Origin of the sequence: Paenibacillus nanchangensis, assembly GCF_046543445.1 — a bacterium.
GTDB classification, from domain to species: domain Bacteria; phylum Bacillota; class Bacilli; order Paenibacillales; family Paenibacillaceae; genus Paenibacillus_AQ; species Paenibacillus_AQ nanchangensis.
In genome coordinates this window covers 55,673-71,217 of the sequence record NZ_JBHOFD010000017.1, presented here as the reverse complement: position 1 = coordinate 71,217, position 15,545 = coordinate 55,673, and the positions used below count along the sequence as shown (strand labels likewise).

At 52.2% G+C, this 15,545-nt stretch carries 15 protein-coding genes and 1 pseudogene; 5 read left to right on the top strand and 11 right to left on the bottom strand.

Annotated features, from left to right (window positions below; all coding sequences use genetic code 11):
• Positions 1-14 precede the first annotated feature (14 nt).
• Positions 15-1,586: an extracellular solute-binding protein gene (locus tag ACE6ED_RS15175; protein ID WP_410828030.1), complete on the bottom strand. Its 1,572-nt coding sequence runs from the start codon at positions 1,584-1,586 to the stop codon at positions 15-17.
• A 279-nt stretch (positions 1,587-1,865) separates the two neighbouring features.
• Between ACE6ED_RS15175 and ACE6ED_RS15170 the strand changes: the two genes are divergently transcribed.
• On the top strand, positions 1,866-3,623 hold the full coding sequence (locus tag ACE6ED_RS15170; protein ID WP_410828029.1) for a cache domain-containing sensor histidine kinase: 1,758 nt from the start codon (positions 1,866-1,868) through the stop codon (positions 3,621-3,623).
• On the top strand, positions 3,610-5,226 hold the full coding sequence (locus ACE6ED_RS15165; protein ID WP_410828028.1) for a helix-turn-helix domain-containing protein: 1,617 nt from the start codon (positions 3,610-3,612) through the stop codon (positions 5,224-5,226). The genes ACE6ED_RS15170 and ACE6ED_RS15165 overlap by 14 nt, the downstream gene beginning before the upstream one ends.
• Before the next feature lie 129 nt (positions 5,227-5,355).
• Here ACE6ED_RS15165 and ACE6ED_RS15160 read toward each other — a convergent pair whose 3' ends face one another.
• The gene (locus tag ACE6ED_RS15160) at positions 5,356-5,595 is read right to left on the bottom strand and encodes a hypothetical protein (RefSeq protein ID WP_410828027.1); all 240 of its coding nucleotides are present in this window, start codon (positions 5,593-5,595) and stop codon (positions 5,356-5,358) included.
• Positions 5,596-6,032: 437 nt separating this feature from the next.
• Here ACE6ED_RS15160 and ACE6ED_RS15155 point away from each other — a divergent pair.
• A pseudogene (locus ACE6ED_RS15155) lies at positions 6,033-6,200 on the top strand (IS5/IS1182 family transposase); the annotation flags it as partial.
• 46 nt (positions 6,201-6,246) lie between these two features.
• Here the strand turns inward: ACE6ED_RS15155 and ACE6ED_RS15150 are convergent.
• The 5 genes from ACE6ED_RS15150 to ACE6ED_RS15130 form a co-directional block, all read right to left on the bottom strand.
• Positions 6,247-6,657 (bottom strand): hypothetical protein, encoded by a 411-nt coding sequence (locus tag ACE6ED_RS15150; RefSeq protein WP_410828026.1) that lies wholly within the window; start codon positions 6,655-6,657, stop codon positions 6,247-6,249.
• A gap of 189 nt (positions 6,658-6,846) precedes the next feature.
• Positions 6,847-8,238: an FAD-dependent oxidoreductase gene (locus tag ACE6ED_RS15145; protein WP_410828025.1), complete on the bottom strand. Its 1,392-nt coding sequence runs from the start codon at positions 8,236-8,238 to the stop codon at positions 6,847-6,849.
• A 135-nt stretch (positions 8,239-8,373) separates the two neighbouring features.
• The gene (locus ACE6ED_RS15140; RefSeq protein WP_410828024.1) at positions 8,374-8,748 is read right to left on the bottom strand and encodes a winged helix-turn-helix transcriptional regulator; all 375 of its coding nucleotides are present in this window, start codon (positions 8,746-8,748) and stop codon (positions 8,374-8,376) included.
• Between the two features lie 137 nt (positions 8,749-8,885).
• Positions 8,886-9,917, bottom strand: a complete 1,032-nt coding sequence (locus ACE6ED_RS15135; RefSeq protein WP_410828023.1) for a zinc-binding alcohol dehydrogenase family protein — start codon at positions 9,915-9,917, stop codon at positions 8,886-8,888.
• 461 nt (positions 9,918-10,378) lie between these two features.
• Positions 10,379-10,600, bottom strand: a complete 222-nt coding sequence (locus ACE6ED_RS15130; RefSeq protein ID WP_410828022.1) for a hypothetical protein — start codon at positions 10,598-10,600, stop codon at positions 10,379-10,381.
• Positions 10,601-10,886: 286 nt separating this feature from the next.
• On the opposite strand from ACE6ED_RS15130, the gene ACE6ED_RS15125 reads away from it, so the two are divergent.
• On the top strand, positions 10,887-11,915 hold the full coding sequence (locus ACE6ED_RS15125; protein WP_410828021.1) for an NAD(P)-dependent alcohol dehydrogenase: 1,029 nt from the start codon (positions 10,887-10,889) through the stop codon (positions 11,913-11,915).
• Positions 11,916-12,020: 105 nt separating this feature from the next.
• The gene (locus tag ACE6ED_RS15120) at positions 12,021-12,389 is read left to right on the top strand and encodes a hypothetical protein (RefSeq protein ID WP_410828020.1); all 369 of its coding nucleotides are present in this window, start codon (positions 12,021-12,023) and stop codon (positions 12,387-12,389) included.
• A gap of 122 nt (positions 12,390-12,511) precedes the next feature.
• Here ACE6ED_RS15120 and ACE6ED_RS15115 read toward each other — a convergent pair whose 3' ends face one another.
• Genes ACE6ED_RS15115 through ACE6ED_RS15100 form a run of 4 tightly spaced genes read right to left on the bottom strand, consistent with a single transcriptional unit; the run spans position 12,512 to position 15,426 of the window.
• Positions 12,512-13,237: a hypothetical protein gene (locus ACE6ED_RS15115; protein WP_410828019.1), complete on the bottom strand. Its 726-nt coding sequence runs from the start codon at positions 13,235-13,237 to the stop codon at positions 12,512-12,514.
• Positions 13,234-13,947, bottom strand: coding sequence for a fluoroquinolone export ABC transporter permease subunit (locus tag ACE6ED_RS15110; protein ID WP_410828018.1), 714 nt, complete (start codon positions 13,945-13,947; stop codon positions 13,234-13,236). Before ACE6ED_RS15110 ends, ACE6ED_RS15115 begins: the two co-directional genes overlap by 4 nt.
• Complete coding sequence (locus ACE6ED_RS15105; protein WP_410828017.1) at positions 13,944-14,798, bottom strand: ABC transporter ATP-binding protein; 855 nt, start codon at positions 14,796-14,798, stop codon at positions 13,944-13,946. The genes ACE6ED_RS15110 and ACE6ED_RS15105 overlap by 4 nt, the downstream gene beginning before the upstream one ends.
• On the bottom strand, positions 14,791-15,426 hold the full coding sequence (locus tag ACE6ED_RS15100) for a TetR/AcrR family transcriptional regulator (RefSeq protein ID WP_410828016.1): 636 nt from the start codon (positions 15,424-15,426) through the stop codon (positions 14,791-14,793). Before ACE6ED_RS15100 ends, ACE6ED_RS15105 begins: the two co-directional genes overlap by 8 nt.
• Between the last annotated feature and the right edge of the window lie 119 nt (positions 15,427-15,545).

Below are 15,545 nucleotides of genomic sequence, written 5' to 3'. Positions count from 1 at the left end.
AGATGGCTTGCCGCTTATTGATGTTCCGCATTATATTGATCCAGCAGGTCTTTGGTAATCTGCGCGCCGGTACCCTTTGTCCAGGCCTCGATTTCCTTCTGTACATCCTCCCACGTGCCTTCACCGAGGACGAACTTGGTCATTACCGCGCTCATTTTCTTATAGCTGTCCGGATTTTTGCTTGCTGTCGCCGAATTATAGCTCAGGAATGGATTTTCAACGCCGATCTTGCTGATCGTATCCAATGAAGCCCTCTGGACCTCCAGAATTTCCGGTACTTTGGAGTTAGCGTACACATACGGGTCTACCCGGTTCTCTAGCACGAATAAGCTGGGCATATCCTGATCGTACTGCTGCTTTTGTTCTTCCGTCTGCACGGCAATGCCGTCCTTAAATTCGCTGGAATGGATGCCGGTTACACCAGCCTTGGAGAAGGCCACATTTTCTTCGGAAGCGCTGAAATCAAGGAAATCAACGATTTTCTGGACTTTTTCTTCAGGGACAGAGCTTGGAATCGCCCACAAGCCGTAGTATCCGCCAAGAATCGCCACCCCTTTTTTCCCGTCCGGACCTTCCAGGCTGTCGATAATCGCAACCTCTGCATTCGGGTCGGTCTGCTTCAGCTTCTCCACACTGCTCTCCACTAGGTCGCTGACATTCCCGACAAAAGCTCCAGCCGTTCCGGCCTGGAATTTGCTCCGCGATTGGCCTTGATTCTTGAGCACCGGCGCATCCTTGTCGATCAGGCCTTTGCTCCAGGCCTCTCTGAGCCATTCCAGGAATCCTTTATATTCCGGCGTCTGGAAATCTCGAATCGCATTGCCCCCGTCCACCTTCCAGACATTTGGAACGCCAAAGGCAAACTGGATTGGCAGTACACCCGAAAACGGTCCGGGGCTGTTAACGCCGTCCACGGCGAAGATGGTGAAGGGAATGGTTTTGCCGCCGCCCGCCGGGTCGTTTTGTTTGAAGACTTCAAGGGCGTGAGTTAACTCATCCACCGTCTTCGGCACTTCCAGATTATATTTGTCCAGCCAGTCCTTACGGATCAGAATACTTGCTTCACCGCCGCCGTACAGTCCGCGCGGCCGGGGAATTCCGTAGACCTTGCCATCAACCTTGATGCCGTTCCAGACTTTCTCGTCAATCTGGCTGATATTCTGTGTTTTCTCCAGGTAGGGGGTCAAGTCATGAAAAGCCCCCATCTTAACGAGGTTGCTAAACCGGTCATCCTTCCCTCCGTCCATCAGCAGCAGATCATAGGAATTGCCCGCCGAGACAGCTACGGAAAGCTTGTCGGTATAAGCTTCGGAGGGTACAAAGGTTACATCCAGATCAACATTGCCGCGTTTCTCCAGGTCCTCCAGCGCTTTGTTGTTCTCCGTTGACGGCGGGTTGCCAAAGAGGATTGTCATCGCTTTGATACTGGTCGGCAGGCCGCCGGTTTCCGTCCCTGTCTTCCCCGCTGGCGAGGAGGCTGTGCTGCTCTCTGCCGGATTGTTGCTGCCGCCGCCACAGCCTGCCAGCAACGATACGGACAGTGCCGCCATGACCATCAGTGGTACAAGCTTTCTTCTGTGTTTCATCGTCATCCCCCGTTCACTTATGTTGGTTGCGTTTACATCGCTGTTACACTTTGGATTATAAAAGGCGGAGGTTCCGCTGAACATGTCTGATTCGCTCCAATGTGTCACCATTTTTAAGATTTGCCGGAATCGGTGTTTCTCATAAAAGGACAACGTACTATAATCAATACAGGACCCGCCAGCCTGTACGGCCTTCTGCAGTCCAAATTCCAGTTACGGAAGTGATACAGCATGAACTCACCCTTCTTCAGCTTCCTGCGGAGGAGCTTTTACTTCAAAATGATCCTGGTGATGCTCGCCGTCTCCGTCATTCCGTTGATTGTCTTGTCGTACATTTCTGTAAGCGTATCCAGCAGCACGGTGGAGAAACAGGTGAACCGGCTGAACGCCCAGCTGGTTAACCAGGTGGTAGACCGGATCGAATTAACTATGGAACGCCTGCGGGAATTAAGCGAGCAATATTCGCGTGTTTCTTCCATCCAGGAGGCGCTGGTCTCGCCGTCGGCCCAATATTTTGAAGAGGTCGTCCGCAAAAGAGATCTCATTTCGGTTCTCAGCAACGCATCAGCCATTATCGGGAACGTGGAGGGACTTCAGGTCTATTCGGCCGTTACGGGAGAAGTCCTCTCTTCTTCGGAAGCGCCTGCCATGCTGGAGGATTCCCCTTACCGGCCGCTAATCGAGCAGTACCTGAACGCCGGCGAAGCCAGTCTTTTCTTGGATAAACACTCGCTGCCGGAACTAGAAATCCTGGAGGCTTCCTCTTATTATATTTCGCGTGTACCGTTTTTCCTCTATGAAGACTTGAAGGGCGTGCTGCTGATCTCAATGAACAATGACCAATACCAGCGGCAGATTGAGAATATTCAGCTTGGCAGCAAAGGCTCCATTTCGTTATTGACCGAAGACGGGATGACCATCGCCACGACCAGCAAACTGGCAAAACCTCAGGATTCCAGGCGGGTAAAGGACATTTTGCAGCACTGGAGAGAGCTGAACCGCCCGGACCAGTTTGCGATGGGTGCTTCTATGATTTCCGTTAAACAGACCTCCACCTATGACAAGTGGATTGTCGTCTCGGAAATTCCCTCACAGGAACTGACCGCCAGCGCGGATATTATCCGCAGAACTGTCGCGTATTTCCTGGTGATTTTGCTCGTTCTCGGCGCCTTGTCCATCGTCGGCTTCGGTTACCGGCTGTACCGGCCGCTGCAGGCGGTTAAGCGGCAGGTTGATGCAATTAAAAAAGGACATTTTGATGCCCGGGTCACCCGGTTTGCGAACAATGAAATCGGTGATCTCGGCCGGATGCTCAACACGATGGCCATGCGAATCCAGGATCTGCTCTCCGATCTGCAGGATTCGGAGGATCTGAAGCGCAAGCTGGAAATCCGGGCCCTGCAATCGCAGATCAATCCGCATTTTATGTACAACACGTTAAACACCATCCGCATGTTCGCCATGATGAAGGATTATGAAAAAATCAACACGGTCATGGGACGCCTGGTCGCACTGCTGCGTTATTCCATGGAAAATTTCGAGCAGACGGTGCAGCTCCGCCAGGAGCTGGATTATCTCACGGACTATGCCGGGCTGCTGAATCTGCGGTACAAATGCCAAATTCATCTTCAGTCCGAGATTGAAGAGCCGCTGCGAAGCATGCAGATTCCCAAGCTCAGCCTCCAGCCGCTGATCGAAAATTCCGTGTTCCACGGGATCTTACCGCGTAAACTGGCGGAGGGGCATATTAGAGTTACAGTATACTCCGATCCTGTACACCCGCAAATTATAATCGAGATCAGCGACGATGGTGTCGGCCTGGAGCAGGCCGAACTGAGGGAGCTGCAGCTGCAGCTTCTGCGCGAAGAGATTGGCGAGAACATCGGACTGCAAAATGTATGGATGCGGATGAGACTGCTCTTCGGTACAGGCGCACAGATCGAGCTTCGAAGTCCGCCCGGTGAAGGTTTGACCATCCGAATGCTGCTGCCGAAGGAGACCGTTATGATGAAGGAGGAACCTCATGACTCAATATAATGTACTGCTAGTGGAAGACGAGATTCCGGCGCGAACCGTCTTCCGCCAATTCATCAATGAACGGAGTGATTTGTTCCATTTGGTCGGCGAAGCGGAAGACGGGCTGGATGGACTAAAGCTTTTTCTGGAGCATAAACCGGAGCTGGTTGTTACGGACATTACCATGCCGGGGATGAACGGGCTGGAAATGCTGCGGGAGATAGAGAAAAGCGGGGAACGTCCGCCGCAGATTGTGATCCTGACCTGTCATCAGGACTTTCATTATGCGCAGCAGGCGATACATTTGAAGGCTGCTTCCTATCTGATTAAGGATGACTGTCTCTCCGACCCTGGGCTGCTCGCCCGGACACTGGAGGAATTGGCTTCCAAAACGGATCCACGGGATGATTCCCGGGAAAAGCAGCTCCAGCTTGAGCAGCAGGTCCGGCTCAGTGAAATCGAGATTGAACAGAGCTTGTTCCTCGATATGCTGCGCAGCCCTGCAGCCGAGGCCAAGTGGCTGCACAGCTTGCAGGAGTCCCAGCTGCCGCTGCGGGACAGCCGGTTCACATCGCTGCTCCTTGAACTGGACCGCAGCTCCCTGCGCTTCCCTATCGACCAGCTGGAAGAACTGAAGCTGTGGCAGTTCGCCGGGGTCAACGTGCTGAAGGAACTGCTCAGCGGCATCGGCCCCCATAAAGTCGTCGCGCTCGACAAAGGGCGGTTTTTGGCCGTTTATACCGGGATTGCACCGGAACGGCCCGGGTTCCTGGAGCATGTGCGGGAGTCCTTTGCCGCCAATCTCAAAATAAAAGCCATTGCCCTGCAGTGCCGGTTTGAACATGGGCTGCAGGCTTGCCCGGATGCATTAAGGCAGCTAGCTTCTGCGCCGTATCCGTTTTTTTACCGAGAGGGCGAAAGCCTCGGCATAACGGAATGGGAGGCTGGCATCCGCTTCAAGCCTATTCCGGAACCACTCAGCCAGTTTTGGTACAAGGTGCTGAAGAAGGCGCTTCTGGAGCCGCATCTGAATTCGGCGGCACTCGAGCAGGAACGCAGCTCGCTGCTCCGCCAGTCTTTGGAGCAGTCCTGGGACCCGGAACGGATCAAGTCCCTTTACCTGCGGGTTTTTCTGGATATGAGCCACGCGGTCATCGGCACCGAAGGCGGATCGGAGCTGGTTGCCAGCTTGCGGAAACAGCTTGAACTGGACCAGACCTTTAATGCCGTGCACGAGACGGTCTGTTCCTCCTTCCACAAGCTCCAGCTGCTGCAGGAGGGCGGCAAGCGGATCGACGCCTCAATCTCGCGGATTATCCAGGTTATGCGCGAGGATCTCAGCTACCCGTACAAGCTGGAGGAGTTGGCCGCTTCCATCAATTACAGCGTTCCTTATTTCAGCGCCATGTTCAAAAAAACAGTGGGCGAAAGCTTTGTCCAATACCTCACCCGTCTGCGGATCGAAAAGGCCCAGCTGCTGCTGCTGACGACCGATTACAAAACCCTTGAAATTGCGGAGGCCATCGGATTCGAGAATTACCGCTCCTTCAACCGGATCTTCAAAAAGGAGACCGGTGTCTCTCCTTCCGGCTACCGCCGCAGCGCGGCGGGGGGACCGGGATGAACCAAGGCCGGATGCCGGATGTTAACCGGCTAACATTGAGCAGGGACTAAATCCGGCGCAGAAGTACTTACAGGGAGCTGAACTTCTTCTCAGCTAACTAACAGGCTGGCCTGTTTGCAGGCCGGCCTTTCAGATTGATGTGATTTCGGGGAGGCTGATCCCCCTTACCGCTGCCTTACTTCTTTTTCTCGGCTTAACCGTATTCAGGTTTTTATCAAACGGCATCCCCTGCTTGCCGATGAACACCTCCACTCCGCCTGCCGACTGCAGCGTACGTGGATATTCTTTAATTAGGATGGAGCGGTTGTCCAACGTGAATACTTTGTCCACATACTGATCAATATCTTTCCCGTTATAACCGTTATCCATGATTTGGAACAGCGCCTGGACCTTCGAGGGTAAAAAGAACTTAAATAATTCACGCGCCACGTAAGGGATTTTTTCGGATTCCGGATTCTCCGCGCTGCCTCTCCAGTGCGTGAAAAAGATGCTGGCCTGGACGGCTGGTTTGTAGCCGCTAGCAGATTATCTCAGAGCACGATACGGAGGTCTTTCCGGACCCACAGGCCGTTATTTCTGAAATTCTTGGGTTTTGGTATGCCTGACGGACTCCAGTTCCGTTATTCGTACCGAAAACACACAAACTATGGCTTCTCCGCCTAAATAGGTGCTTCTGAGTCCGCAACTTTGCCAAAATACGGAATAATCAGCAAATAAGGCCTCCTCAGTCCGGAAACTTGTACCCATACTTTCTCTGGCGGCTACAAAAGGCGGTTATCCGGTTGAACCCGGCTTTGAGCAAGAGGATGATGGTTACAACCGTAGTCCGAGTCCATCCGCATGAGGCCGGCGCAAAAAGGGGGCAAAGTAAGCAAGCGATCGGACGTTCCCGGAGCGGATTAACGGCCAAGATTCATGCCGTGGTCAACGCACTGGGGAACCCGCTACACTCTGAATTCACACCTGGACAGTCACACGCTTCCGTGATGGGTACAGGATGCTATCCTTTAAGCTGCCTGTCTACGCGTTAATCCTTATTGATGCGAGAAATTGAATCAGCGCGATATAAAACGGCATAACCAGCGCAAGCCCGATAAGCACTAAGCCGACGCCGGGCAGCGGCATTTCCTGGGGATCGGTAATCGGCGCCAAATGGGCAAATAGTCTAATGAACACCAAGTAGTAAGGCAGCCACAAAATAGAGGCAAAATAAATGATTTTTCCGGCTCCCTTCAGCCGTTTCGATAAAAAGAAACCCAAAAGTGTTGAACCCAAAAACAGCAGCAGGCTGAAAATACCGGCCCATCCATTCACATTCGGCCAGCCCGTTATCCGCTCGATCCGGTAAATATTCACCATCAGTTCGCTTTGAAGGAAAAAGAACACTGCATAACATACACTTAGCCCATTGACACGCCATATGCCTGCCATCCTTCATCCCTCCTTCCTGATTTCTCCAGGTGTAGTCATTCTCCAAAATACCATACCTCCATAAAAACACAAGAAACCGCAGACAGACACAACGTGCAAAGTGTCTCGCCTACGGGTTAGGAGGGTTAAAAAGTTCTGTTTCACTTAGAAATGTTCTGCTTTCCTTAGAAAATTGTTAAAGGACACTCGTTAATCGATCGCTGTCAGCAAATCGTTTAGGTTCTCAGCCATCGACGGGTGAGTAAAAATAGTATCCCGGAGCACTGTATACGGCTGCCCCGACTTCATAAACACCGATACGATGTTCACCACCTCGCTTGACTCGGCAGCAAACATGGTGAATCCAAGCAGCTCTTCAGTTTCAGCGTCCACTACCGCTTTCATCAGCCCTTCCGTCTGCTTCAGCTGCCGGGCCCGGGGGGATGCGGCGGCCGGGAGCTTGGCTGTTTTCACTTTGTGTCCCTGGCTTACTGCTTCGTCTTCCGTCAGACCGACATGAGCCAGCGGCGGATCAATGAAGACGGAGTAGGGAACCTGCTTGCGGTCAGCCGTCGTCCGGAGATCCGCCCCGTATAAATGGTCCCGGAGAATCCGGTAATCGTCCAGCGAAATATAAGTGAACTGCGGACCGCCGTTAACGTCGCCGATCGCCCAAATATGCGGTACGGTGGTTCGCAGTTTTTCGTCCACCTGGATGAACCCTCTTGGGTTCGTACGGACGCCCGCTGCTTCCAGATTCAGGCCAGACGTATTGGCCGACCTGCCGTTAGCAACCAGCACGGCGTCCGCCAGCAATTCTTCTGCAGCATCTCCGCCAGCTGACGAGACAAGATGCAGCCGGGCGGTTTCCTCTTCGTCCTCGATGCGGGTAACCTGGGTCCCCAACAAAATCCGGATTCCTTTTTGTTCGAGCACCTTTCGGACTTCAGCGGCGATCTCCGCGTCTTCCCGGGGGAGGAACCGGTCTCCCTTCTCAATCAACGTGACCCGGGAGCCGAAGCCCGCATAAATGGAGGCAAATTCGAGTCCAATGTACCCTCCGCCGATGATGGCAAGCTGCTCGGGCAAGCGGGTCAGCCCCAGCATTCCTTCACTCGTATAGACCCTTGCGCTGCGAATGCCGGGGATATCCGGGATAACGGGTGCCGCACCCGTATTGATGAAAATTTTGTCCGCATAGACCACAAAATCATTCTGCTGTGTAGTCACCCGTACCTCATGCGGCGATACAAACGAAGCGGTTCCTGTCCACACCTCGGCCCCTGGAGCGTTGTTCACGTTGTCATAGTTTTTGGCACGCAGCAAGGATACGAGTTCATCCTTTTCCTTTATGGCCTGCAGGTATTTTGCCTGTTTCGTTTCAGCGGTTGCTTCTTCCGTCCAATGCAGCAAATGTGCCTGCTGGGCCAGCGCTTTTGTTGGAATGCAGCCGACATTTATGCAGGTCCCTCCGTACATCAACGGCGACTGCTCCACCACCGCCACTTTAAGTCCTTGTTTCGCCAGAAAAGGAGCCAGCGTTTTGCCGCCTTTGCCGAAACCGATGATCAACGCATCAATTTTTACATGGTTCGTATTCATTTTGCATCCGTCCCTTATATGGAATGGGAGCCCGCAGGGTCAACCTCCAACTGGGTCATTCTCCAACTGGATCAATCTCCAACTGGGTCATTCTCCACTGGGTCATTCTCCAACTGGGTCGATCTTCCTGCCAATTCAATCGCCCTGCTGGATTTCAGTGGGAGCCCCCATCGTTTTCTTGTAGATGTTGCCCCAATCCCTCATGGCGGAAATGATCGGCGTCAGCGTCTGCCCAAATTCCGTAAGTGAATATTCGACTTTCGGCGGAACCTGATTGTACACCTCACGGTGGACTACGCCGTCTTCCTCCAACTCCCTCAGCTGCAGGGTAAGCATCCGCTGTGTGATGGTTGGGCAAATTCTACGAAATTCATTAAATCGTTTGGGGCCCTCCATCAGGTGATACAGCAGTACCCCTTTCCACTTTCCGCCGATCACGTCCAAAGTGAACTCTACCGGGCAGCCTTCGTCGTTTGGGCAAAATCCGTATCCGCTTTTCCGGTCACGCATATCTCCTCAGCTCCTTCATCCGTACATCCCGCTCATAAATCTCCAGAATGATATAGTCCCACTATAAAATAAAATCACCGAAGATGCCAAAAATGCAGACTTTCCAGCAGCGCAGGACTTGCCCAAACGTACTCCTGTCAGAATCCTTCCAGCACCACTTTGCCGACGGTCCGGCCAGTCTCCAGCATCGCGTGCGCTTTGCGCAGATTCTCAGCGTTGATTGGCGTAAGCGTTGCGCTGGCTGTCGTCCGCAGCACGCCTTCATCCACAAGCCGCGCCACTTCATTCAGAAGCTTGTGCTGCTCAATCATATCCGGAGTCTGGTACGTCGAACGGGTAAACATCAGCTCCCAGACAAAAGTTACGCTTTTGTTCTTCAGCAACGTCAGGTTCAATAGTTCATCCGTTTCGACGATCGAGCAAATCTTTCCCTGCGGCGCAATCGCCTCAGCCATATTACTCCAATGCTTTTCGGTGCTGTTCAAGCAGAGGATATAATCGACCTGCTCCAAACCGGCTTCCCGCAGCTGCGGCACAAACGCCTCAAAGTGGTTAATAACGTAATCCGCGCCCAGCTCCTTCACCCAACCGGCCGATTCCGGGCGGGATGCCGTACCGATGACGGTTAAGCCGGAGGTTTTTGCAAGCTGAATGGCAATGGACCCTACACCGCCTGCGGCTCCGATGATCAGCAGAGTTTTTCCCGCATTATCCGCTTGGTGACGCGAAACACCCAGCCGGTCATACAGACTTTCCCATGCCGTAATTGCCGTCAGCGGCAGAGCCGCCGCCTCTGCAAACGGAAGCGTGGATGGCTTAACGCCCACAATCCGTTCGTCCACCAGGTGAAATTCGCTATTTCCGCCAGGCCGCGTGATGCTTCCCGCATAAAAAACTTCGTCTCCTGGACGGAACAGCGTGCTGTCCGGGCCAACTTCTTCCACCACACCGGACACGTCCCACCCCAGTACTTTTGGCGCGCTTTCTTCCCGATTTTTTGGAGAACGGACTTTGTAATCCACGGGGTTGACGGAGATGGCTTTTACCCGGACGAGCAGATCCCGTCCCGCCGGCTTCGGTTTTTCCAGCTCCAGGTCCAACAGACTTTCCGGATGATCCACCGGTAAATACTTGTACAATCCTACTGCTTTCATTGTTTCATTTGGCATGTTTATTCGCTCCTTTGACTCGATTGTTTGCAGATGTGCTTTCGTTGATAATCGCAGTATAAGCCGTACATGCAAAATAAAAAAGTACGCACATTAGTGTAATATAGTATCAAAAAGTATACTATTGAAACCTGAACACCCGCTGCTGTGCCTTCTCCACCCGCTTCCCTTTTCCCTTGGACGAAACCAGGGGTGAGCAATATTATTTTATCCGGCAGATGAAAATGATTAATTAGGCTTATCCTGCGTTGATTCGGCGGCCTCGGCTTTAGTAAGCTCCTAAAAGCAAAAAAATCCGCCAATCTGGCGGATTTTTAGTGCAATGCATAAAATCGAGGGCTTGGGCAAACGCAGGAATGCCTAAACACAACATCACCCATTAGGGTTGTATTTGCTTATCTTGGGCTGTATTCTGATCCCTTTATTTCTTTGTAGATATGTAGAGCATCATATAAAAATCCCTAGGCTTCCACCCCTTCAGCCTTAAATCCATGCAGCAGCCACAGCGCAAGATCAAAGCAGTTCCCTGTGATCCGATACTGCGCATGGTGCTCTTTCATCAGCGTGATGTCTCTTTGCTTTTTCGCTGGATTCTGGTGAAAGTACCAAGCCTTCGTCAAGGTCTCCATCGGGAATCGGTCAAATTGTCTCCAGACCTTCAAAATATCTCCGGTAGCGTGCATGCCTTTCGCCCCTCCCTTCCACTTCTCTCCCTAGTTTTTCGACGTTTTGATTCCGGTTCCTTGCCGCGGCAGATCCTTCCCTTGAAAGATGAAGATTGTAAGCTGAAGGGTATGGCTTTTTAAAATAGATTTTGCATAAACAGCGAAACCGTGTGCCGATCCTTGGCGTATAGAAGGGCAGCCGTCTCACCACAAGGGAGAGTCTTCAGGAATTTGTTGACGTGTGTATATAGGCAGCCCCCTTCGGTGAAGCAATCACTCGATCGATAGCGGAGGTTGATATTTAATGAGCTCGACACGGTTGAACAGCAAGTCGGGGAGCCTGCCGGGGACAATGAAGGCGCTGGTCTATGACCGTTACGGCACGCCGGATGTCTTGCGCGTGGAGGAAGTGAAGCTTCCAAAGCCAAAAAGTCATGAAGTCCTGATCGCGGTCGAGGCCGCTTCCGTCAACTCCTGGGATTGGGATCTTATGCGCGGCAAGCCGTTTATGAACCGGATCGGCGCTTTTCGTACCCCGCGCTACCGCACGCTAGGTGCGGACATTGCGGGCCGGATTGTGGCCGCAGGCGAATCGGTCACACTATTTCAACCCGGTGACAAGGTATATGGGGATGTATCGGGATGCGGCTGGGGCGGATTCGCGGAATATTGCTGCGCGGATGCGGAGGCATTGGCTGTCATCCCGGCCGGGTTAACAATGGATCAGGCGGCGGCCCTGCCCCAAGCCGCTGTTCTCGCTTTGCAGGGCTTGCGCGATCAAGGAAAGCTGGCTCCAGGCGAGCATGTACTTTTTAATGGAGCGGGCGGCGGTGTGGGAACGTTTGGCATACAATACGCGAAGGCTCTCGGGGCTGAAGTTACCGGCGTGGATAAAGCGGAGAAACTGTCGGTGCTGCGCTCGCTGGGTGCAGATCATGTCGTGGATTACGAATCAGAGGACTTCACCGCGGGCGGCAGCCGTTACGACTTGATTCTCGACGTTGTCGGCGTGCGGTCTTTCTTAGCCATCAAACGCATCCTTAAACCTGACGGCCGGTATGTAATGGTCGGTGGAGCAACATCCCGGCTTCTGCAAACCCTGGCGTTGGCCCCCCTGACCGCCTGGCTGGAGAAGAAAAAAGCTAGTCTGCTCATCCATAAGCCAAAGGCGGAGGATCTTTTGACCTGGAATGCGCTGGTTGATGCGGGCCAGGTGCGGCCTATAATCGACCGGCAGTATACGTTAAGCGAAGCGGCCGAGGCGTTCCGGTATTTTGGTGAAGGGCGTGCGGTGGGCAAGGTTGTGATTCGCATAGACGCGAATCAGTTTTAGTTCGCTTGTTGATCCGCATACCAGCGAACAAATCTTTATACTAATTCGCTCATGTAATCAGTGTATAACTCTATCGGGCCACAAAATTTGCAAGAGGTGTTTACCATGCTTTTTATTACGAAAAAAACAACCGGCAGACTAACAGAAGCTCACATCGAACCTGACATGTGTGCTTGTTACGCCACGCCTCAGGGCTTTTCAGCAGTTACCAGCCGGGCGATATTGCTGATCAATGATAACAAATTGATTGTTCTATTTCTCAATCTCTTTTCCACCAAAGTTGTCCAGAAAATTGAATTTCGCATGGCTGATCTGCAGGAGCAAACCTACAATTCATCCATAGATCCGCTTACTGCGGTATGGTCATTTAACCACCAGAGCCAGCGCTGGAAATTCAGGATCCTTAAAAAAATCCTTACCCTGGGTTCCATGCAAGGTGAGTTTCTAAGTTACTTACAGCGAAACATCTTATAGGGCGTTATTCTGTGTAGACTGAAAAATGGTTCAGCCTCTATGGCTGAACATTCCGATCTTTTACTTTTAAGCCCGGCTCGGCTTCTTCGGGAGAAATTGAGTCCCCTTTTCATGGAAGCGGGTTACGTCTGTCTCTTCAGGAAAGCGGCTATCATACAGCGAAGCAACAGCACATGAAACATCAGTCCAGTAAACCCTGCTGCGAGTGCCGCCAGAGTCTCGCGCTGTTCAGCCAACAGGAGCATCTTGGCCGGCCAGTACGTTGGAAGCCAGCATCCAAGAATTTGCCAACTCCCCGGAACCCAATTGGCGACTGCGGGTCCCGCAATAAACAATCCGCCGATTTTGGACAAGGCAAGCCCCTCGACTTTATTTGCGGCATAAGCTGCCAGAAACAAGCCAAACAAAGGTGCTTCCAGTGCAATGGACGGGATGGCCAACACGCTCGCCCATTGCAGATTCAGCAGCTGCGAACCTGCGAGGAACACGGTGGACAACAGCAGGCTGAGTGCGGTAGGGAGCAATAATCTGTACAGGAGATAACCCGAGCGTCTTAATGGAGTCACCGCATAATACGCTATGATCGCTTCATCCCGTTCGTCAAGCATCATCAGCCCTGTGAGCATTCCCGCAAGCATCGGAATAACGACAACAAGCAGAGTACCGGTAAATTCGCGGTAAGGTTCGAGGGAAACGGAATAATAAGTATCCGTCAAGTTTGAGGCCGCCGGGAATCCGTACCGTGCCAAAATGCACAGCAGGAGCGGTCCAAGTACGGAGACAACAAGCACCGGATCTTTTCCTATCAGTCTTACATCCTTGGCGAACAGCGGTTTATAGATATTCATCGTGCTGCGCCTCCCTCTCCGGCTTTACTCAAAATATTGCGCATATAAGAGCCGTGCGCCCACAGATAAGCAGCGAAATTCCATATCAGGAGCAAAGCAGTGAAATAGATGAACTCCCAGCGGGATGCCTGGTTAGCCGAATATTGCAGCAGGCGGAGTGTCCCTTCGGTCGGCAGTATCAAAAAGAGGCGGCTGTTCCACAGATCAAACAAGCTGAGCAAGGGAAGCAAGAACGGTAAAGTATACGCCTGTACCTTCAAGATGAATCCGTTGACGCTCTGCTGCCGGGCTGCTGTGCCAATTGACAGAAGCGTCATAAACGAGGACGTTAACCCAATTCCGGCGGAATACGCTGCCGGCGAGCCCGGAAGACTTCCCGCAGACAAGTGAATCACCCACCCCGCAGCCAGGGACAATGCGGATAGGGATACCGTTTTGGAGAGCAAATAGGTTCGAAGGCGTATAGGTGTAACAAAAAGCGCGTCGTGCACGCCTTGATCCCGCTCCAGCAGCACCATGCCGCCTGCGAGGATAAGTCCAAGTGCAGCCGGATCGCTGAATGCCAGCAAAACCGCCGTTATCTCCCGGTATGTATCCGGTATAAATTGTAGCAGGACCCAGTAACATGTGCAGACGATGATATAGACATAGTAGAAACCGTGACGCCACTGAAAACGCAAATCGAACAAGAGCAGGGATAAGTTTTTCATGCCAGCTGTTTCCCTGTAACTTCGATAAAAATCTGCTCGAGCGTCGCTTCCTGGGTATGAATGGTCTCCGGCGTATGTTTTCGCAGGAGCTGAAGAAACGATGGGTTTTCCCCGATACCTTTAAGCGGAAATACGGCATCTGTCAGTACACCGCTGCTGAGGTATTCCACCCTAACGCTGGCCCTTCCTTGCCGCAGCTTCAACGATCTGGGTGAATCGATCAGCTTGATTTCCCCATCCGCAATAAAAGCAACCCGGTCGCACAATTCTTCGGCCGCATGCATGTTGTGGGTAGTCAGCAAAATGGTTTTCCCTGCCGCCTGCTCTTCCCTAATCAGTTCCTTCATTCGTTTTGCGTTGACCGGATCAAGTCCCGATGTAGGTTCATCAAGGAATAAAACTTCGGGACGATGCAGCAGCGCCCTGCAAAAATTGAGCCGCATCTTCATCCCCTTGGAGAGCTCTGAAACTTTTTTTCGCGCCGACTCCATCAAGTCCACCTGACACAGCAGATCCATGGGGTCACGTGTACCTCCTTGATAAAGTGACCGGAACAACTCCAGATTCTCCAGAACGGTAAACTTGTTATAGAAATTCGGGAATTCAAAAGCTACACCGATCCGTTCGTAATAATCGGAACCGGTGTCCCGGATCTCGCGTCCCATAACCTTAGCACTCCCCTGGTAACCTTTGAGCAAGCCGATCAGCAGCTTTTGCGTAGTACTTTTTCCTGCGCCCGACGGCCCGAGGAACCCGAAGATTTCTCCTTGCGTTATGTGAAAGTCCAAACCTCGAAGCGTAGGCATTTTTTGTCCTGGATAGGTGTACTGAAGTCCCTGGACTTCAATCATGTACATCTCCTCCTTTGGCTTGTTCGGATACCGACAGCATCCCCGCGGACAATACATCAACGAGCAGTTCCAATGTAGCGGAGTATTGGGATTCTCCGATTTCTTGTTTATGAAGCGCCAGAAGGGCCAGAGCCCGGATCATGCCAACAATGGTTTCTGGCGGGGTATCCGGCATAATGCCCGCGTTCCGCCAGGCCGTAATAACCGGAAGCAGGGCATCCCGGTCCTCCAACTCGTTTCGCTCGAGCAATTCCGGAGGTAATTTGCGAAATAGGAGTTCCATCTCGCCGCGTTCCATCATTTGGCGCAGTAGCGGGCTGTCATCCATCAGGCGCAGCGCATCCATCAGAAAGCTTCGGATGCTGTCTCTACTGTGATTTTGATCCGGAGGATGAGACTCCAGAACGCGGGTACGGATCCGCTGTTCCTCCTGCAGAAGCAATTCATAATATAATTCCTCTTTGGAGCCAAAGAACATATAGAACGAGCCTTGTGCAATGCCGGCCGCTTTCGTCAACGTTTCCACGCTGGTTTTTCGCAGTCCGGAAAATTCAAACTGGCGTTTTGCTTCCGCTAGCAGTTTAAGGCGGATCCAATCACGTTCCTGGTCGGAGAATTTTTTAGGCATAATAACCCCTTCCTTGTGTTTATATGAACGATTTTATTTTATATTCACAGAATAGGTGTTTTTTTAAAACTAGTCAAGTTTATTCATAAAGTGCAACAGGATAACCTCCCCTAATTCCT